Annotated in this window: 17 protein-coding genes; 9 read left to right on the top strand and 8 right to left on the bottom strand. The window is 64.5% G+C overall.

Annotated features, from left to right (window positions below; genetic code table 11):
- Nucleotides 1-78: 78 nt before the first annotated feature.
- The 4 genes from htpG to LV28_RS39620 all read left to right on the top strand — a co-directional run bounded on the left by htpG (nucleotide 79) and on the right by LV28_RS39620 (nucleotide 4,262).
- On the top strand, nucleotides 79-1,965 hold the full coding sequence (gene htpG, locus LV28_RS39635; RefSeq protein ID WP_023596727.1) for a molecular chaperone HtpG: 1,887 nt from the start codon (nucleotides 79-81) through the stop codon (nucleotides 1,963-1,965).
- Nucleotides 1,966-2,062: 97 nt separating this feature from the next.
- Nucleotides 2,063-2,695: a chorismate--pyruvate lyase family protein gene (locus tag LV28_RS39630; RefSeq protein ID WP_023596726.1), complete on the top strand. Its 633-nt coding sequence runs from the start codon at nucleotides 2,063-2,065 to the stop codon at nucleotides 2,693-2,695.
- 7 nt (nucleotides 2,696-2,702) lie between these two features.
- Nucleotides 2,703-3,218: a DNA-deoxyinosine glycosylase gene (locus LV28_RS39625; protein WP_038622364.1), complete on the top strand. Its 516-nt coding sequence runs from the start codon at nucleotides 2,703-2,705 to the stop codon at nucleotides 3,216-3,218.
- Nucleotides 3,219-3,419: 201 nt separating this feature from the next.
- Nucleotides 3,420-4,262, top strand: coding sequence for a class I SAM-dependent methyltransferase (locus tag LV28_RS39620; protein ID WP_023596724.1), 843 nt, complete (start codon nucleotides 3,420-3,422; stop codon nucleotides 4,260-4,262).
- A 184-nt stretch (nucleotides 4,263-4,446) separates the two neighbouring features.
- Here LV28_RS39620 and LV28_RS39615 read toward each other — a convergent pair whose 3' ends face one another.
- The 4 genes from LV28_RS39615 to LV28_RS39600 form a co-directional block, all read right to left on the bottom strand.
- Nucleotides 4,447-4,788: a DUF2322 family protein gene (locus tag LV28_RS39615; RefSeq protein WP_023873808.1), complete on the bottom strand. Its 342-nt coding sequence runs from the start codon at nucleotides 4,786-4,788 to the stop codon at nucleotides 4,447-4,449.
- Between the two features lie 102 nt (nucleotides 4,789-4,890).
- The gene (locus LV28_RS39610; RefSeq protein ID WP_038620664.1) at nucleotides 4,891-6,087 is read right to left on the bottom strand and encodes a benzoate/H(+) symporter BenE family transporter; all 1,197 of its coding nucleotides are present in this window, start codon (nucleotides 6,085-6,087) and stop codon (nucleotides 4,891-4,893) included.
- A gap of 176 nt (nucleotides 6,088-6,263) precedes the next feature.
- Nucleotides 6,264-7,439: a vWA domain-containing protein gene (locus LV28_RS39605; protein ID WP_023873809.1), complete on the bottom strand. Its 1,176-nt coding sequence runs from the start codon at nucleotides 7,437-7,439 to the stop codon at nucleotides 6,264-6,266.
- A 13-nt stretch (nucleotides 7,440-7,452) separates the two neighbouring features.
- Complete coding sequence (locus LV28_RS39600) at nucleotides 7,453-8,295, bottom strand: AAA family ATPase (RefSeq protein ID WP_023596720.1); 843 nt, start codon at nucleotides 8,293-8,295, stop codon at nucleotides 7,453-7,455.
- Nucleotides 8,296-8,576: 281 nt separating this feature from the next.
- Here LV28_RS39600 and LV28_RS39595 point away from each other — a divergent pair, with 281 nt between their 5' ends.
- Both LV28_RS39595 and LV28_RS39590 read left to right on the top strand, forming a co-directional pair.
- A complete protein-coding gene (locus LV28_RS39595) occupies nucleotides 8,577-8,930 on the top strand; it encodes a c-type cytochrome (RefSeq protein ID WP_023596719.1) in 354 nt (117 codons plus the stop codon).
- Between the two features lie 25 nt (nucleotides 8,931-8,955).
- Complete coding sequence (locus LV28_RS39590; RefSeq protein WP_023596718.1) at nucleotides 8,956-9,378, top strand: c-type cytochrome; 423 nt, start codon at nucleotides 8,956-8,958, stop codon at nucleotides 9,376-9,378.
- Between the two features lie 141 nt (nucleotides 9,379-9,519).
- Here LV28_RS39590 and LV28_RS39585 read toward each other — a convergent pair whose 3' ends face one another.
- Entirely contained in the window at nucleotides 9,520-9,951 is a 432-nt protein-coding gene (locus LV28_RS39585; RefSeq protein WP_023873811.1) for a DUF1841 family protein, read from the bottom strand.
- A gap of 191 nt (nucleotides 9,952-10,142) precedes the next feature.
- On the opposite strand from LV28_RS39585, the gene LV28_RS39580 reads away from it, so the two are divergent.
- Together LV28_RS39580 and LV28_RS39575 are read left to right on the top strand one after the other, a co-directional pair.
- Nucleotides 10,143-11,039 (top strand): DMT family transporter, encoded by an 897-nt coding sequence (locus LV28_RS39580; RefSeq protein ID WP_038620669.1) that lies wholly within the window; start codon nucleotides 10,143-10,145, stop codon nucleotides 11,037-11,039.
- 108 nt (nucleotides 11,040-11,147) lie between these two features.
- Nucleotides 11,148-11,741, top strand: coding sequence for a malonic semialdehyde reductase (locus tag LV28_RS39575; RefSeq protein ID WP_023596716.1), 594 nt, complete (start codon nucleotides 11,148-11,150; stop codon nucleotides 11,739-11,741).
- A 113-nt stretch (nucleotides 11,742-11,854) separates the two neighbouring features.
- Here LV28_RS39575 and nth read toward each other — a convergent pair whose 3' ends face one another.
- Both nth and rsxB read right to left on the bottom strand, forming a co-directional pair.
- Nucleotides 11,855-12,499, bottom strand: coding sequence for an endonuclease III (gene nth / locus LV28_RS39570; RefSeq protein WP_023596715.1), 645 nt, complete (start codon nucleotides 12,497-12,499; stop codon nucleotides 11,855-11,857).
- A gap of 51 nt (nucleotides 12,500-12,550) precedes the next feature.
- Nucleotides 12,551-13,435 (bottom strand): electron transport complex subunit RsxB, encoded by an 885-nt coding sequence (rsxB, locus tag LV28_RS39565; RefSeq protein WP_038620672.1) that lies wholly within the window; start codon nucleotides 13,433-13,435, stop codon nucleotides 12,551-12,553.
- 103 nt (nucleotides 13,436-13,538) lie between these two features.
- Between rsxB and LV28_RS39560 the strand changes: the two genes are divergently transcribed.
- Nucleotides 13,539-14,177, top strand: a complete 639-nt coding sequence (locus tag LV28_RS39560) for a TetR/AcrR family transcriptional regulator (protein ID WP_023596713.1) — start codon at nucleotides 13,539-13,541, stop codon at nucleotides 14,175-14,177.
- A gap of 111 nt (nucleotides 14,178-14,288) precedes the next feature.
- Here LV28_RS39560 and LV28_RS39555 read toward each other — a convergent pair whose 3' ends face one another.
- The gene (locus LV28_RS39555; RefSeq protein ID WP_023596712.1) at nucleotides 14,289-15,530 is read right to left on the bottom strand and encodes a polyhydroxyalkanoate depolymerase; all 1,242 of its coding nucleotides are present in this window, start codon (nucleotides 15,528-15,530) and stop codon (nucleotides 14,289-14,291) included.
- Nucleotides 15,531-15,587: the final 57 nt, after the last annotated feature.

The raw sequence follows: 15,587 nt of genomic DNA, 5'->3' as shown, positions 1-15,587 counted from the left end.
CAGCGCGCGCGCAAGTGCGCCCGGCGGCGGTTCGCGTCGACATTCCATCCATCTCACCGATTCACGAGGTTCCCGACCATGGCGCAAGAAACCATGAGCTTTCAGGCGGAAGTCAAACAGCTTCTGCAACTGATGATTCATTCGCTGTACAGCAACAAGGAAATCTTCCTGCGCGAGCTGATCTCCAACGCCTCGGACGCCGCCGACAAGCTGCGCTTCGAAGCGATCAACAACGCCGCGCTGTATGAGCAGGATCCGGAGCTCAAGATTCGCGTGTCCTTCGACAAGGACGCCCGCACCATCACCATCGAGGACAACGGCATCGGCATGAGCCGCGAGGAAGCCATCGCGCACCTGGGCACGATCGCCAAGTCGGGCACCCGCGAATTCTTCTCGCGTCTGTCGGGCGACCAGCAGAAGGATGCTGCGCTCATCGGCCAGTTCGGTGTCGGCTTTTACTCGGGCTTCATCGTGGCGGACCGCATGACGGTCGAATCGCGCCGCGCCGGCCTGCCGGCGTCCGAAGGCGTTCGCTGGTCGTCGACGGGCGAGGGCGACTTCTCGGTCGAGACCATCGAGCGCGACGCGCGCGGCACGGCGATCACCCTGCATCTGCGCGAAGGCGAGGACGAGTTGCTCTCGTCGTGGCAGTTGCAATCGATCATCCGCAAGTATTCCGATCACATTTCGTTGCCGATCGTCATGCGCGGCGAGAAATGGGATGCGGACAAACAGGCGATGGTGCCGGCCGAGGCCGATGAAACCGTCAACCAGGCCAGCGCGTTGTGGACCCGCGGCAAGAGCGACATCACCGACGAGCAGTACACGCAGTTCTATCATCACATCGCGCACGACACGCAACCGCCGCTCGCGTGGACGCACAACCGCGTGGAAGGCCGCAGCGAATACACGCAGCTGCTGTACGTGCCCGGCCACGCGCCGTACGACCTTTGGGACCGCAATTCGCATGGCGGACTGAAGCTGTACGTCAAGCGCGTGTTCATCATGGACGATGCCGAGCAGTTGCTGCCGAACTACCTGCGGTTCGTGCGCGGCGTGGTCGATTCGGCCGATCTGCCGCTGAACGTCTCGCGCGAAATCCTTCAGGAAAGTCGCGACGTGAAGGCGATTCGCGAAGGCTGCACGAAACGCGTGCTGAGCCTGCTCGAGGACCTCGCCGAGAACCAGCAGGACAAGTACGCGCAGTTCTGGGGGGCATTCGGTCAGGTGCTCAAGGAAGGCACGGGCGAGGACCATGCGAACCGCGAGCGCATCGCCAGGCTGCTGCGCTTCGCGAGCACTCACAACGATTCTGCCGAGCAGACCGTGTCGCTGGCGGACTACGTGGGCCGAATGAAGGACGGTCAGGACAAGATCTACTACGTGACGGCCGAGAGCTGGGTGGCGGCAAGCCACAGCCCGCATCTGGAAGTGTTCCGCAAGAAGGGCGTGGAAGTGCTGTTGCTCACGGACCGTGTGGACGAATGGATGCTTTCCTACCTGCACGATTTCGACGGCAAGGCGCTCGTGAGCGTGGCACGCGGCGATCTGGATCTGGGCGCGCTGGAAGATGCCGAAGAGAAGGCTGCCAAGGAGAAGACCAGCGACGACCTGAAGCCGCTCGTCGAAAAGATGAAGGCAGTGCTCGGCGAGAAGGCCAAGGACGTGCGCGTGACGTTCCGCCTGACCGATTCGCCGTCGTGCCTGGTCTCGGACGAGAACGACATGAGCGGTACGCTCCAGCGTCTGATGAAAGCCGCCGGCCAGACAATGCCCGAGTTCCGCCCGATTCTCGAAATCAATCCGGACCACGCGCTGGTCAAGCGACTGACGGCCGAGAGCGCCGATCTGTCCGACTGGACGCACCTGCTGTTCGATCAGGCGCTGCTCGCCGAGGGCGGCAGTCTGGAAGATCCGGCCGCGTTCGTGAAGCGCACTAACGCGCTGTTGCTCACGGCACGCTGAGCGCCGCTCGCGCGGGCGATGTGCCGATGCGGTTCTCGCCCGCCCGCGCTGTCCTGAGCAAGCAAGGGGGTGCGCAGCCCCCTTATAATGCCGAGCCATGACTTTCCGATTCGATGTAAGCGGGCGGCGTTGGCAGGCCGTCCCGGCGCCGGCGCTCTCGCGTCATCACAAGGACTGGCTGACGCGGGGCGGCGCGCTTACGCGTCATCTGTGTGCGCTCGGGCGCGTGAGCGTACGTGTCGTTGCCGAGCGCGTCATGCCGGCCGATGCCGATCAGTGCCGCGCGATCGGTGTGGCGCCGCGCACGCCGATGTGGGCGCGCGACGTCATCCTGCTCGTCGATGGCGAGCCCGTGGTCGTGGCGCACAGTGTGACGCCGCTCACTTACAGCCGGTCGATCTGGCAGGCGATGCGCCGTTTGCGCACGCGCCCGTTGGCCGATCTGCTCTATCACGATCCCGCGGTCACGCGATCCGTGTTGGTGTCGAGTCCGTTGGGGCCGCGCCATCTGCTGCACGGCCGTGCCCGGCATGATGCCCGGGATCCGCTCATCGGTGCCAACCCGCGTGCGCGGCTGTGGGCGCGGCGCTCGGTTTTCCTGCGACACGGAGCACCGTTGCTGGTCACCGAAGCCTTCCTGCCCCGCTTCTGGCGGCGCCTGCAAGCGACCGAATCCGCACATGCCGCACAAGCGCGCCAGAGCGCATCGGGGCCAAAGGCGCATGCGTGAGCCGTCCATGGCATTGCCTGGCGATCTTTCCGATCTGAAACGCAACTTCCCGCCGGTGGTGGACGCGCAAACGCGCGTGCTGATTCTCGGCAGCCTGCCCGGCGAAGTCTCGCTCGCGCAGCAGCAGTATTACGCGCATCCGCAGAATCGCTTCTGGCATCTGGTGGGCGAGGTGATCGGCGAACCGTTGCCTTCGCTGCCCTACGCGCAGCGGCTCGAGGCGGTACTCGCGCATGGCGTCGGATTGTGGGATGTCGTGGCGCAGGCGCGCCGTGAGGGCAGCCTCGACAGCAACATTCGCCTGCACGCCGGGAGCGACCTCGCGGGTCTGATCGGCACGTTGCCGACGTTGCGCGCCGTGGCGTTCAACGGCGGGACGGCGGCCCGCATCGGCCAGCGTGCGCTCGCGCAAGGCGGCTTGGCGCTGCCGGTGTTGCTTCTGCCGTCGAGCAGCCCGGCATACACCATTCCCTACGCGACCAAGCGCGATGCGTGGCTCGCGTTGCGCGACTGGCTGACATGAGCGCCCGGCAGGGGGCGGCGAACGCGGCGTTTGCTGCGTGTCGTGGGTGTGCGCGCACATCGCGCTCACCGGTTGTGTCGAGCGCATCGGACGTGTCGGGCGGTGTCGGGCGTGTCGGTATGAGGCGGCGTCGTCGGTACTCGGGGCGAACCCGGTACAATGCGAACCCATCGGAATTTCCCGAGTTTCACAGAAGGACACATGACCCTCATCAAACGCAAATCCATCGAAGCCGAAGCCTTCGTCGCCGACGCGTCGTCCGCCCGCTCGCAGCGTCCCGCCTACAAGCCGCGTTTCGCACCGGTGACGTTCTCCGAGATCGGGGGCGTGCGTTTCCTGCATTTCGGCACGGAATGGGTGCAGGGCGCGATGCGTTTGTCCAAGCCTGACCGTATCGAACTCGAATACGCACAGCAGATGATGGCGTGGTTGCTGTTCATGCGCGCGCCGAAGCACGTCGTGCAACTGGGGCTGGGCACCGGCTCGATCACGAAGTTTTGCGCCAGACAGTTTCCGCGCACGCAGGTCACCGCCGTCGAGCTGAATCCGGCCGTGGTCGTCGCCGCGCGCACGATGTTCGATCTGCCGGGCGACTCCCGCACCCTGAAAGTGCGCGAAATGGATGCCTGGGATTTCGTGACCGACGCCGCCAATCACGGCACCGTCGACGTGCTGCAGGTCGATCTTTACGACGCCACCGCACGCGGTCCGGTGCACGACACGCCGGCGTTCTACAAGGCCTGTCGCGCCACGCTGCGCGAGCCGGGCATGCTGACGATGAATCTGTTCGGCGACCACGACAGCTATCCGAAGAACATTCGCCGCCTGCGTCAGGCATTCGACAACCGCGTGATCGAATTCCCGGAAGTGCACGATGGCAACGTCATCGTGCTGGCCTTCAATGGACCGCTGCTGTCCGTGCAATGGAAGGACGTGGAGGCGCGCGCGAAGGTAGTGGAAGCAGCGACGGGCTTGCCCGCGAAGCGCTGGGTCAAGCAACTGCGTTCCGCCAATGGCGATGGCGGTCCCGTGCTCACGATCTGACCGCGAGCGCACCGCGCGCATGCAATGAAAAAGCCAGCCGGGAGGCTGGCTTTTTCGTTGGGGGGCGCGGCATTCGCATGCGGCGGCATTCCACCGTTGCCCGCATGCCCGTGCATGCCCGTGCGTGCCCGTGCATGCCCGTGCATGCCCGTGCATGCCCGTGCGTGTCCGTGCGTGTCCGTTGTTACGCGGGCACTTCCTCGATGCGCAGCGCTTCGCCGCCGGCGACGATGGCCAGCAGGCGATCGACGTTCGGGTGAGCCCCCGGACGATTGCGCGCGTCGGCCGTGTGTTCCGCGAACACGGCCAGACCGTGTTGCGCTGCCTTGGCGTCGAGCGTGCCGAATGCCTGCTTGAGGTAGTGGTACACGGCGAGCGAGCCCTGCTTGCCCGGGGCGTTCTCGATGGTCGCGACGAGCGCGCCGGCGGTGTCGTGCAACTCGATGCGTGCAATGCCGTCGATGGTGATGCCCTGCTGCGTCATCTGCGCGAGGTTGTCCTTGAAGACCGGAGTCGGTTCGATCACTGCCATGGTTCTGCTGCTCCTGCGGTTACGTAAGAATTGAAGTGTCGCTGCGCGCGGGATGGTATCACCGGGCGCGGCGGCGGCGCACGGTGCACGATCGATTCAGGCGCGACGCCACTGAAGAATCGCCAGCGTCAGCACGCCGGCGATCAGGCCCCAGAACGCCGAGCCAATGGACAGCAGCGTCAGCCCGGAGGCCGTCACCATGAAGGTGATGAGCGCCGCTTCGCGCTGCCTGGTGTCGTGCATGGCGTTGGCCAGTCCGTTCATGATCGAGCCGAACAGGGCAAGGGCGGCGATCGAGACCACGAGCGCTTTCGGGAACGCCGCGAACAAGGCGGCAATGGTCGCACCGAAGGTACCCGCGATCAGGTAGAACACGCCCGACCAGACTGCTGCGGTGTAACGCTTGGCGGGGTCTTCATGGGCCTCGCGCCCGGTGCAGATGGCGGCCGTGATCGCCGCCAGATGGATCCCGTGCGACCCAAACGGCGCAAGCAGTACCGAGGCGATGCCCGTCGTCGAAATCAGTGGCGATGCAGGCACCTTGTAGCCGTCGGCGCGCAGCACGGCCAGTCCGGGCACGTTCTGGGAGGCCATCGCCACCACGAACAGCGGAATCGCGATGCTGATCGTCGCCGACAGCGAGAACGACGGCGTAGTCCATACGGGTCTGGCCAGCGACACGTCGAAACGACTGAAGTCGAGCAGGCCAAGTCCGCCCGCGACGGCCGTGCCCACGATCAGCGCCAGCAAGATCGCGTAGCGCGACGCGAAGCGCTTGACCACGAGGTAGGTGAAGAACATGGAGAGCACGAGCGCGGTCTGGTGCTGCGCGGCGACGAAGATCTCCAGCCCGATGCGAAACAGGATGCCGGCAAGCAATGCAGACGCCAGCGCGGGCGGCACCCGGCGCATGATCGTCTCGAAGCCGCCGGTCAACCCGCACACCGCAATGAGTGCATTGCAGACGATGAAGGCACCAATGGCCTCGCCATAGGGCACGCCAGGCAGCGACGTGATCAGCAGCGCGGCGCCCGGCGTCGACCACGCCACGACCACGGGTGTGCGATAGCGCAGCGACAGCCCGATGGTGGTCACCCCCATGCCGATCGACAGCGCCCAGATCCAGGACGAAATCTGCGCCGACGAGAGATGGGCGGCCTGGCCCGCCTGGAACATCAGAATCAGCGAGCTGGTGTAGCCCGTCATCATCGCTACGAAGCCGGCCACGATGGCCGACGGCGACGTGTCTGCCAGGGGGCGGAGCGGCGGCAGGGAGGTCGTGCTGGACGTCATGATGGAAAGGTGTCTCTCGTTACGTTGTTATTACGTTGTTATTGCGTCGGTAGTGCGCCGGTAGTGCATCGGTGGTGGGCTGCTAATGCGCCGTCGTGCCGCCGTGCGGCGGTGCAGCAGCGCGAGGCCATGCCGTGGCGCTGCACGGGCGCCGCACCGACCGTGTGACGGCGGGCTTACTTGCTCAGCACCCGCATGGCCGATTCGAGTCCGGCGATCGTGATGGGATACATCCGATTGGCAAATAGCTGGCGGATCACCGAAATCGATTGGCGATACTGCCATATCGCCTCGGGCTCGGGGTTGAGCCAGGCATGGTGCGGAAAGCGATCGATGAAGCGGCGCAGCCATACGGCGCCGGCTTCCTTGTTGTTGTACTCGACCGAGCCACCCGGTTGCAGCACCTCGTACGGACTCATGGTGGCGTCGCCCACGAAGATCAGCTTGTAGTCCGCCGGATACTTGCGCAGCACGTCCCATGTCTCGAAGCGCTCGCTGTGACGACGACGATTCTGGCGCCACAGAAAGTCGTAGACGCAGTTGTGGAAGTAATAGAACTCGAGATGCTTGAATTCGGATTTTGCCGCCGAGAACAGCTCTTCCGTGCGCGCGATGTGGTCGTCCATCGAGCCGCCCACGTCCAGCAGCATGAGAACCTTCACATTGTTGTGGCGCTCCGGCACCAGCTTCAGATCGAGCCAGCCCGCGTTGGCGGCCGTGGAGCGAATGGTGTCGTCGAGATCGAGTTCTTCGGCCGCACCCTCGCGCGCGAACTTGCGCAGTCGGCGCAGTGCGACCTTGATGTTGCGCGTGCCGAGCTCGACGGTGTCATCGTAATCCCGGTATGCGCGCTGATCCCACACTTTCACCGCGGTGCGATTGCCATTGCTCTCGCCGCCGATGCGAATGCCCTCGGGGTTGAAACCACCGTTGCCGAAGGGCGACGTGCCGCCGGTGCCGATCCATTTGCTGCCGCCTTCGTGGCGGCCCTTCTGCTCGTCGAACAGTTGCTTGAGGCGTTCCATGAGCTTGTCCAGGCCGCCCAGCGCCTGGATGCGTGCCTTGTCCTCGGGCGAGAGTTCGCGCTGCATGCGCTTCCTGAGCCATTCGAGCGGCACTTCGCCTGACGCGTCGACGACCTGCTGCACGCCCTTGAAGTACGCGCCGAACGCCTGATCGAACTTGTCGTAGTGCTTCTCGTCCTTGACGAGCGAGAGGCGCGCCAGATAGTAGAACTCGTCCAGCGAGGGCGCGATGACCTGACGCTGCAGCGCTTCGAGCAGCGTCAGGTATTCCTTGACCGAGACCGGCAGCTTTGCCGCGCGCAGGGTGTAGAAGAAGTCGATCAGCATGACGGCAGCGCGCTTACCGGTTGGCGCGATTCATGAACACGAGACGCTCGAACAGATGCATGTCCTGTTCGTTCTTGAGCAGCGCGCCCGCGAGCGGCGGAATGGCCAGCTTGTTGTCGGCGCTGCGCAGCGCCTCCGGCCCGATTTCCTCGGCCATGAGCAGCTTGAGCCAGTCGATCAGCTCCGAGGTCGACGGCTTCTTCTTCAGGCCCGGAATCTCGCGCACCTCGAAGAACGTCGCCATGGCGGCGCTGACCAGTTCGCGGCGAATGTTCGGGAAGTGCACGTCGATGATCGACTGCATCGTGGCCGGCTCGGGGAACTTGATGTAGTGGAAGAAGCAGCGGCGCAGGAAGGCGTCGGGCAGCTCCTTCTCGTTGTTCGACGTGATGATGACGAGCGGGCGATGCCGTGCCTTGATCAGCTGGCGCGTCTCGTAGACGTAGAACTCCATGCGGTCGAGCTCGCGCAGCAGATCGTTAGGGAATTCGATATCGGCCTTGTCGATCTCGTCGATCAGCAGCACCACGGGCCGGTCGGCCTCGAAGGCCTGCCAGAGCACACCCTTGACGATGTAGTTGGCGATGTCGCGAACACGCTCGTCGCCCAGTTGCGAATCGCGCAGGCGCGACACGGCGTCGTATTCGTAAAGCCCTTGCTGCGCCTTCGTCGTGGACTTCACGTGCCATTGCAGCAGCGGCATGTCGAGGGCGGCGGCGACTTCCTCGGCGAGCATGGTCTTGCCGGTGCCGGGTTCGCCCTTGATGAGCAGCGGACGTTGGAGCGTGGCCGCCGCATTCACGGCGAGCTTGAGGTCGTCGGTGGCGACGTACTGGGAAGAGCCTTCAAAGCGCATGATCGGAGCCGTCCGCAAACAGCCGGCCAGTCGGCCGGTCAGGGAAAAAGTTCAGTATAAGACATTGCGCATACGGCTCGCTTGAGCGGCGAAAATCTGCCTTTGCGTCAAGGACTTGTGCAAAAACTTCGGAGAACTGTGCGGGTCACCCCCGAGTTTGCGGGGCGGAGTGGGTAGGTTACAATCGATTGCTTTTTTCACAGGTCGGCGGCCTTGGAGCCGGGACGCGGACCTGCGTGTTGCGGGCCGGTATTCCAACCAAAAACGTTCCCAAGAAGACCATGAAAAAGTTCCTCACGATGATGGCGCTAGCGCTTGGTGGCACGTCGCTCACGCTGCATGCGGCCGAACTCACGCCAAACATCGAAGCGGCGAAGGGCAAGGTCGCCATGTGCATCGGATGCCACGGCATTCCCGACTATCGCACCGCGTTCCCCGAGGTGTATCACGTGCCCAGGATCGGCGGACAGAACGCGAAATACATCGAAAACGCGCTGAACGAATACAAGAAGGGCGATCGCAAGTTCCAGTCGATGCACGCCATCGCAGCCACGTTGTCCGATCAGGACATCGTCGACATCGCCGCTTACTACGCGGCGCAGTCGGCGTCGACGCCGGTCAATCCCCAGAAGTAAAACGTGCGTGGCTGAGGAGAACACGATGAAGCATTCGATGTATGCGACGACCAAGGCCGCCCTGGCGGCATCCCTGATGCCCCTGCTGGTCGGCGCCATGTTCGCCGGCTCGGCGCATGCTGCCGGCAATGTGGCCAATGGCAAGGCGCTGGTGGAGAAGGGCATGTGCGTGAGCTGCCATGGCGCCAATCTGAACGCGCCGATCACCCCCGAATATCCGAAGCTGGCGGGGCAATACGCCGACTACGTCTACAACGCGCTGCGTGCCTACCAGAACGAAACGAGCCTGGTGTTCGGCCGCTCCAATGCCATCATGAAGACCCAGGTCATGTCCAATCCCGCCACGGTGGGCAAGGACGGCAAGCCGCGTCCCTTCACGTCGGAAGAATTGAAGGACATCGCCGCCTACGTGGAATCGCTTCCCGGCGATCTCGTCACTAAGAAGTAAGCGCGACGACGGCCCCCGGTACGGGCCAGCGAGGCGCGCCCGAGGAGGGGCGGTGTCGTGAGGGAGGACCTGCCGTCCGGCAGACAAGAAAACGACGGTGACCCAATGGGTGTCCGTCGTTTTCTGTCGTCTGGCGAGGCGCTATCGCGAGGCCTGCTGCTCGATGCGCTGGAGGTAGGCGTCGGAGTCCGGCGGCTGGCCGCTGCGCTGCGCTTCCCAAAGCGTTTGTCCGAGGCACTCCATGATCCGGTGCTGCGCCTCGTGCGGTGAATCGAGGCGGTTCGTCAGTTTCTCGTAGGCGGCACGGATGCCTGGCGGCTGATCGATCGAGACCTGCTCGCTGATCGCCAGATGCATCGACAGATGCAGGAACGGGTTGGTTTGCCCGGCCTCGGGCGAATAGTCGCGACTGCTCGCATCCTCGGTATCGTCGAGCGCATCGTGATACTCGGGGTGCTCCTGAATCCAGTCGGCTGCAATCGTCTCGAGCGGCGTGAGAATGCCACCGCTGCGTTGCTTGTGCCAGGTGGTGCAAAAGAATTGCCGGACTTCGTCGCGGCTCGGATTGAACATGGGGACTCCGTGGGGTTCGGGTAAGGCATGCCGTGGCTACAATGGCGCATGCATTGCCGCGGTATGCCGGGTCGGTCCGCCGTGAACGTAACGCGCCGATAACCCTTGTAAACACGCCGTATTGTCGCTCAATTTTCCCAATCATGTCGCAAAGCCCCCGCATGCCTGCCGCCTCCGGCGGCGTTCCCGCCATGCCGTCTGTCCCGCCGCCGTCGGCATGGGGCGGCGTGGCGCTGATCGCCCTGTCGGCGTCGGCATTCGGCGCCATGGCCATCTTCGCGCGCGCGGCCTCGGCGTCCGGGGCCGATATGTACGCGATGCTCCTGTTCCGCTTCTTTGTCGCGTCTGCGCTGCTGCTGATCTGGTGCCGGGTGCGGCGCGTGTCGTTTCCGTCGCGCCGCCAGACGATCGGCATCGCGCTCATGGGCGGCATCGGCTACGTCGGGCAGTCGTTGTGCTTCTTCGGGGCGCTGCAATACGCGCAGGCGTCGCTCGTTGCCCTGCTGCTCTACCTTTATCCGGTGTTCGTGACGATTCTGGCTGCGATCTTCCTGCATGAGCGCCTCACGCCGGTGAAGCTCGGCGCGCTCGCGCTGTGTTCGCTGGGCACGGCACTGACCGTGGGCGGGGGGCAGGGGCAACCGCTCGGCATGGCATTGGCCGTGGCGGCGGCGCTGATCTATTCGGGGTACATCGTCGTGGGCGCGCGTCTCACACGTGGAGTCGACGCGAGAGCGACCGCGACGCTCGTCTGCCTGGCCGCCACCGTGTCGTTCGGCGCCATGGTGGCGATACGCGCATCTCAGGGCGTTTCGCTGCGATGGCCGGGCAGCTACGGCGGATGGGCGGCGCTGCTGGCCATCGCCGTGTGCTCGACGGTCATTGCGATTCTCACCTTCTTCGCCGGTCTTCAGCGTCTGGGGGCCGGGCGCGCGTCGATGCTCTCGACGCTCGAACCCGTGGTTACGGTCCTGCTCGCGGCCATGTTGCTGGGCGAAACGCTCTCCATCGCCCAGTGGGGAGGGGGCGTACTGATTCTCGGCGGCGTACTCTGGCTCTCCGCGCGCGGCGGTGCCTCGGGAGCATGAAGGTCGCCCGGGTGGCCCGCGGTAGCGAATTTTGCCGCGTCAGCACGCGCGGCGCGACGACGGTACAATCGCGCATCGTTCGCCAACCATCACCCGAGGTCATTCGTCATGAGCAGCATTGCCAAAGAAGCCATCGCCCAACTTTTCACCGACGCCCGCACCCACAACGCGTGGCTCGACAAGCCGGTCAGCGACGAGACGCTGCGCGAACTCTACGAACTCGTGAAGTGGGGCCCGACGTCGGCCAACACCACGCCTGCACGCATCGTTTTCGTGAAGAGCCCGGAAGCCAAGGCGAAATTGCTCGAGTGCATGGCACCCGGTAATGTCGAAAAGACGCGCACCGCGCCGGTGACGGCAATCATCGCCTTCGATCTGAAGTTCTACGAGCACCTGCCGAAACTGTTCCCGAACGGCGCCGAGAAGATGGTGCCGATGTTCTCGGGCGACGCCGCCAAGGCCGCTGGCGCGGCGCACATGAACAGCTCGCTGCAAGGCGGCTACTTCATCCTCGCCGCGCGTGCGCTGGGTCTGGATTGCGGACCGATGGCCGGCTTCGACGCCCAGAAGGTCAATGACACGTTCTTCGGCGGCACCGAGTGGCGCGTGAACTTCATCTGCAACCTGGGCTACGGCGATCACGCGCAGCTCTTCCCGCGCAATCCGCGCCTGTCGTTCGACGAGGCCGCGCGCATCATCTAAGGCACGCACGTGCGGCCCGCCCGGAAGCCGGGTCGGGCGGCGAGCGCGTCATGCAAAACGGGCGGTCCCGATGTCGGGGCCGCCCGTTGTCGTTGGTGGCGAGAGTTCGCGCGTCAGGTTTTCGGTGCAGGGGTTTTCGGCCGGAAATCGCACAGCGGTTCGATCGCGCAATGCCAGCACTCGGGCTTGCGGGCCTTGCATACGTATCGACCGTGCAGAATCAACCAGTGATGCGCGTCGTGCCTGAACTCTCGCGGCGTCACGCGCTCGAGCGCGAGTTCCACGGCGAGCGGATCCTTGCCGGGCGCCAGGCCGGTGCGGTTCGCCACCCGGAAGATATGCGTATCGACCGCGATCGTGTCCTCGCCGAAGGCCGTATTGAGGACGACGTTCGCGGTCTTGCGACCCACGCCCGGCAACGCCTCCAGCGCCTCGCGCGAGCGCGGCACTTCACCGCCGTGCGCGTCGAGCAACAACCGACAGGTGGCTATGACATTCTTCGCCTTGGTGCGGTACAGGCCGATCGTCTTGATGTACTCCGATACACCCGCTTCCCCGAGTGCGAGCATCTTCGCCGGCGTGTTGGCCACCGCGTACAGCTTGCGCGTGGCCTTGTTCACGGACACGTCGGTCGCCTGGGCCGAGAGCAACACGGCGATCAGCAATTCGAACGGCGACGTGTACTCGAGCTCCGTCGTCGGGTTCGGATTGAGTCGTTGCAGGGTCTCGAACAGGGCACGGCGTTTGGCGTCGTTCATGGCGTTGGCGCGTCGGTCGGATGTGGCTTTGTCGGGGTGGCGTGTGGCGTCTCAGACCGTTTTGGCGTCGTCGCCGTCACCGTGGGGCGACGCCGGGGAGAGCCCCAGACGCTTGCGCCGCGCTTCGGCTTCGTCGATCTGAGCTTGCACGGCGGCGGAGACATTCTCGGTGTTCCTCGGACCCAGTCCCTCGGCCGCCAGCGCAGCCTTCTTTTGCCGGGCGCGCTCCAGCGCGGCCTGGATGATGGCCTGCTTGCGGGCCGCTGCCGCTGCCGCTGCGGCGTCGACCTCCTGGGGCGACAGGGGGGGCGTGCTTGTTTCGACCTGCGAGACGGCGGGCACGACGGCGCTGGCGTCCGGCCCTTTCGATCCACCGGCTTGCGCGACACGCGCCGCGCGGGCGGCCAGACGCGCTTCGCGTTCAGCCTTTTCCTTCGCCAGGCGTGCCTGATGGGCTTCGAAATGTGCGCGGGCGGCGTCGGCTTGCGGGGGCGACCAGGCGTCCCAGCCGGTTCGCTCGCCCGTCACCGGCACCATGTCGATGCAGTCGACCGGACAGGGCGGGACGCACAGATCGCAGCCGGTGCAGCGCGCTTCGATGACGGTGTGCATGAGCTTGGCGGCGCCGACGATGGCGTCGACCGGGCAGGCCTGCAGGCAAAGCGTGCAACCGATGCATAGCGATTCGTCGATGACGGCGCGCGGACGCGGGCGCTCGATGCCGTTCTGCGGATTGAGGGGGATGACGGGGCGCCCGAGCAGTTGCGCCAGGCGTGCCACGCCCTGCGCGCCGCCGGGCGGGCATTGGTTGTAACTGGCCTCGCCGCTGGCAATCGCGTCGGCATAAGGGCGGCAGCCTTCGTAACCGCACTTGGTGCACTGCGTTTGGGGCAATAGGGCATCGATGCGCTGCGCGAGCGCGGTGACTTCGGACACGTCGTTTGCGGGGGATTCTGCGGAAAGTCAAATTATCCTGCATTTTGCGGAAACACTGAACCGATGTGCCATAATTCCGCCCGTTGAGAACGACCGGCCGATCATGACCACATCCCAAACCAAGATCAAACGGGACCCCGAACGTACCCGCCAGCGCATTCTTGCCGCGGCGATCGAGGAGTTTGCGGAGCGGGGTTCCAGCGGTGCCCGCGTGGATAGCATCGCTCGCCGGGCCGACATCAATGAACGTATGCTGTATTACTACTTCGGCAACAAGGACCAGCTTTATCTGGCCGTGCTCGAAGAGGTCTATGGCGAATTCAACCGCGCCGAACACGCGCTCAGACTCGACGTGCTCGCGCCGCTCGACGCGGTGGCCGAGCTGGCCCACTTCGTGTGGGATTACTACGCCGAGCATCCCGAGCTGATCCAACTGATCAACAACGAGAATCTGCACGAGGCCCGGTCGATGCGGCAGTCGACCGAAATTCGCCAGCGGATCTCACCCATCGTGGAGCTGCTCGCGCAGACGCTCAAGCGGGGCGAGGCCAGCGGGGAGATTCGCGAGGGCATCGATCCGGTCGATCTCTACGTGACGATTTCCGCCATGGGTTACTACGTGATGTCGAATCGCCACACGCTGGCCATCGTCATGGGGCGCGATGTGATGGTCGGGGAGTCGCGCAAGTCCTATTCCGCGTTCAACACCCGGATGCTGCTCGACACGCTGCGTATGCGCTGAGGCAGCGCGGCCGCGTTCGTTCGCGTTGCGGCATGCAGGAAAAAACAAACCGCCGCGGGGGCTTCGGCCCGCGCGGCGGTTTGTTTTTATCCGACGAACGACGGCTTGCGATCAGGCGTGCCTGGCAATGAAGTCGCGGATCTGCGGATAGATCACGTTGCGCCAGCGGCTACCCGAGAAGATGCCGTAGTGACCACACGAAGGCGCCGTGAAATGGGCCCTTCGCTTGGCAGGAATGCCGGTGCACAGCTCATGCGCGGCCTGCGTCTGGCCGCTGCCCGAGATATCGTCCAGTTCGCCTTCGATCGTGAACAGGGCAGTGGTCTTGATGTCCTGCGGACGGACTCGCTGACCGGCGACGTCCCAGGTGCCCCGCGCGAGGCTGAAGTCCTGGAAGACGGTCTTGATCGTGTCGAGGTAATACTCGGCCGCCATGTCGAGCACGGCGTTGTACTCGTCGTAGAAGCGACGATGGGAGTCGGCGTCGTCATTGTCGCCGCGCATGAGGTCCAGGTAGAAGTCCCAGTGCGACTTCAGGTGGCGATCCGGATTCATGGCCACGAAGCCGGCGTGCTGCAGGAATCCCGGATACACAAGACGCCCCGAGCCCGGGTAGTTCGCCGGCACGGGGTGGATCACGTGATTCTCGAACCACTCGTACGACTTGTTGGTCGCCAGCGAATTGACCGACGTGGGGCTCTTTCGCGCGTCGATCGGCCCGCCCATCATCGTCATGGTCTTCGGTGTCTTTTCGCCGTTCGACGCCATGAGCGAGATCGCCCCGAGCACCGGCACGGTCGGCTGGCAAACGGAGATCACATGCAGGTTCTCGGCGCCGATGTGGCGAATGAACTCCTGGATGTACGCCACGTAGTCGTCCAGATGGAACGCACCGGCTTCGAGCGGGACCATGCGGGCATCGACCCAGTCGGTGATGTAGACCTTGTGATCCTTGAGCAGCGTGGTGACGGTGTCGCGAAGCAGGGTGGCGTGGTGGCCCGAGAGCGGTGCCACGACCAGCACGACCGGGTCATCCTTGAGCTGGCCCACGGCGCTCGCGTCGTCGGCGTAGCGCTTGAAGCGCAGCAGGCGGCAGAACGGCTTTTCCATCGCGGTCATTTCCACGACGGGAATGTTGTGACCGTCGACTTCGACCGCCTTGATGTTGAATTCGGGTTTTTCGTAGTCTTTGCCGAGCCGGTACAGCAGTTCGTATCCGGCGGCGATGCGCGGGGCGCCCGGCATCATGGCGAGGAGGCTGCCCGGGTTGACGAAAGTCGTCGCCGCCGCCTTGGCCCACGTGGTGAGGGGATTCAGCCACGCACGGTTGTACTCATGAATCTGATACAGCATGTTGTGTGCCCTGAGGCGGATGATGAAGGAATTATGCAACCGTTTATCGCGGCTGTG

Origin of the sequence: Pandoraea pnomenusa (assembly GCF_000767615.3) — a bacterium.
Taxonomy (GTDB): domain Bacteria; phylum Pseudomonadota; class Gammaproteobacteria; order Burkholderiales; family Burkholderiaceae; genus Pandoraea; species Pandoraea pnomenusa.
Note: the sequence above shows the minus strand (reverse complement) of the source record. Positions and strands in the feature narration are given on the sequence as shown.

Excerpts from the sequence above, each read along its gene's own strand:
- htpG (WP_023596727.1), top strand. The coding sequence starts at position 79 with ATGGCGCAAGAAACCATGAGCTTTCAGGCGGAAGTCAAACAGCTTCTG.
- LV28_RS39630 (WP_023596726.1), top strand. The coding sequence starts at position 2,063 with ATGACTTTCCGATTCGATGTAAGCGGGCGGCGTTGGCAGGCCGTCCCG.
- LV28_RS39625 (WP_038622364.1), top strand. The coding sequence starts at position 2,703 with ATGGCATTGCCTGGCGATCTTTCCGATCTGAAACGCAACTTCCCGCCG.
- LV28_RS39620 (WP_023596724.1), top strand. The coding sequence starts at position 3,420 with ATGACCCTCATCAAACGCAAATCCATCGAAGCCGAAGCCTTCGTCGCC.
- LV28_RS39610 (WP_038620664.1), bottom strand. The coding sequence starts at position 6,087 with ATGACGTCCAGCACGACCTCCCTGCCGCCGCTCCGCCCCCTGGCAGAC.
- LV28_RS39605 (WP_023873809.1), bottom strand. The coding sequence starts at position 7,439 with ATGCTGATCGACTTCTTCTACACCCTGCGCGCGGCAAAGCTGCCGGTC.
- LV28_RS39600 (WP_023596720.1), bottom strand. The coding sequence starts at position 8,295 with ATGCGCTTTGAAGGCTCTTCCCAGTACGTCGCCACCGACGACCTCAAG.
- LV28_RS39595 (WP_023596719.1), top strand. The coding sequence starts at position 8,577 with ATGAAAAAGTTCCTCACGATGATGGCGCTAGCGCTTGGTGGCACGTCG.
- LV28_RS39590 (WP_023596718.1), top strand. The coding sequence starts at position 8,956 with ATGAAGCATTCGATGTATGCGACGACCAAGGCCGCCCTGGCGGCATCC.
- LV28_RS39585 (WP_023873811.1), bottom strand. The coding sequence starts at position 9,951 with ATGTTCAATCCGAGCCGCGACGAAGTCCGGCAATTCTTTTGCACCACC.
- LV28_RS39580 (WP_038620669.1), top strand. The coding sequence starts at position 10,143 with ATGCCGTCTGTCCCGCCGCCGTCGGCATGGGGCGGCGTGGCGCTGATC.
- LV28_RS39575 (WP_023596716.1), top strand. The coding sequence starts at position 11,148 with ATGAGCAGCATTGCCAAAGAAGCCATCGCCCAACTTTTCACCGACGCC.
- nth (WP_023596715.1), bottom strand. The coding sequence starts at position 12,499 with ATGAACGACGCCAAACGCCGTGCCCTGTTCGAGACCCTGCAACGACTC.
- LV28_RS39560 (WP_023596713.1), top strand. The coding sequence starts at position 13,539 with ATGACCACATCCCAAACCAAGATCAAACGGGACCCCGAACGTACCCGC.
- LV28_RS39555 (WP_023596712.1), bottom strand. The coding sequence starts at position 15,530 with ATGCTGTATCAGATTCATGAGTACAACCGTGCGTGGCTGAATCCCCTC.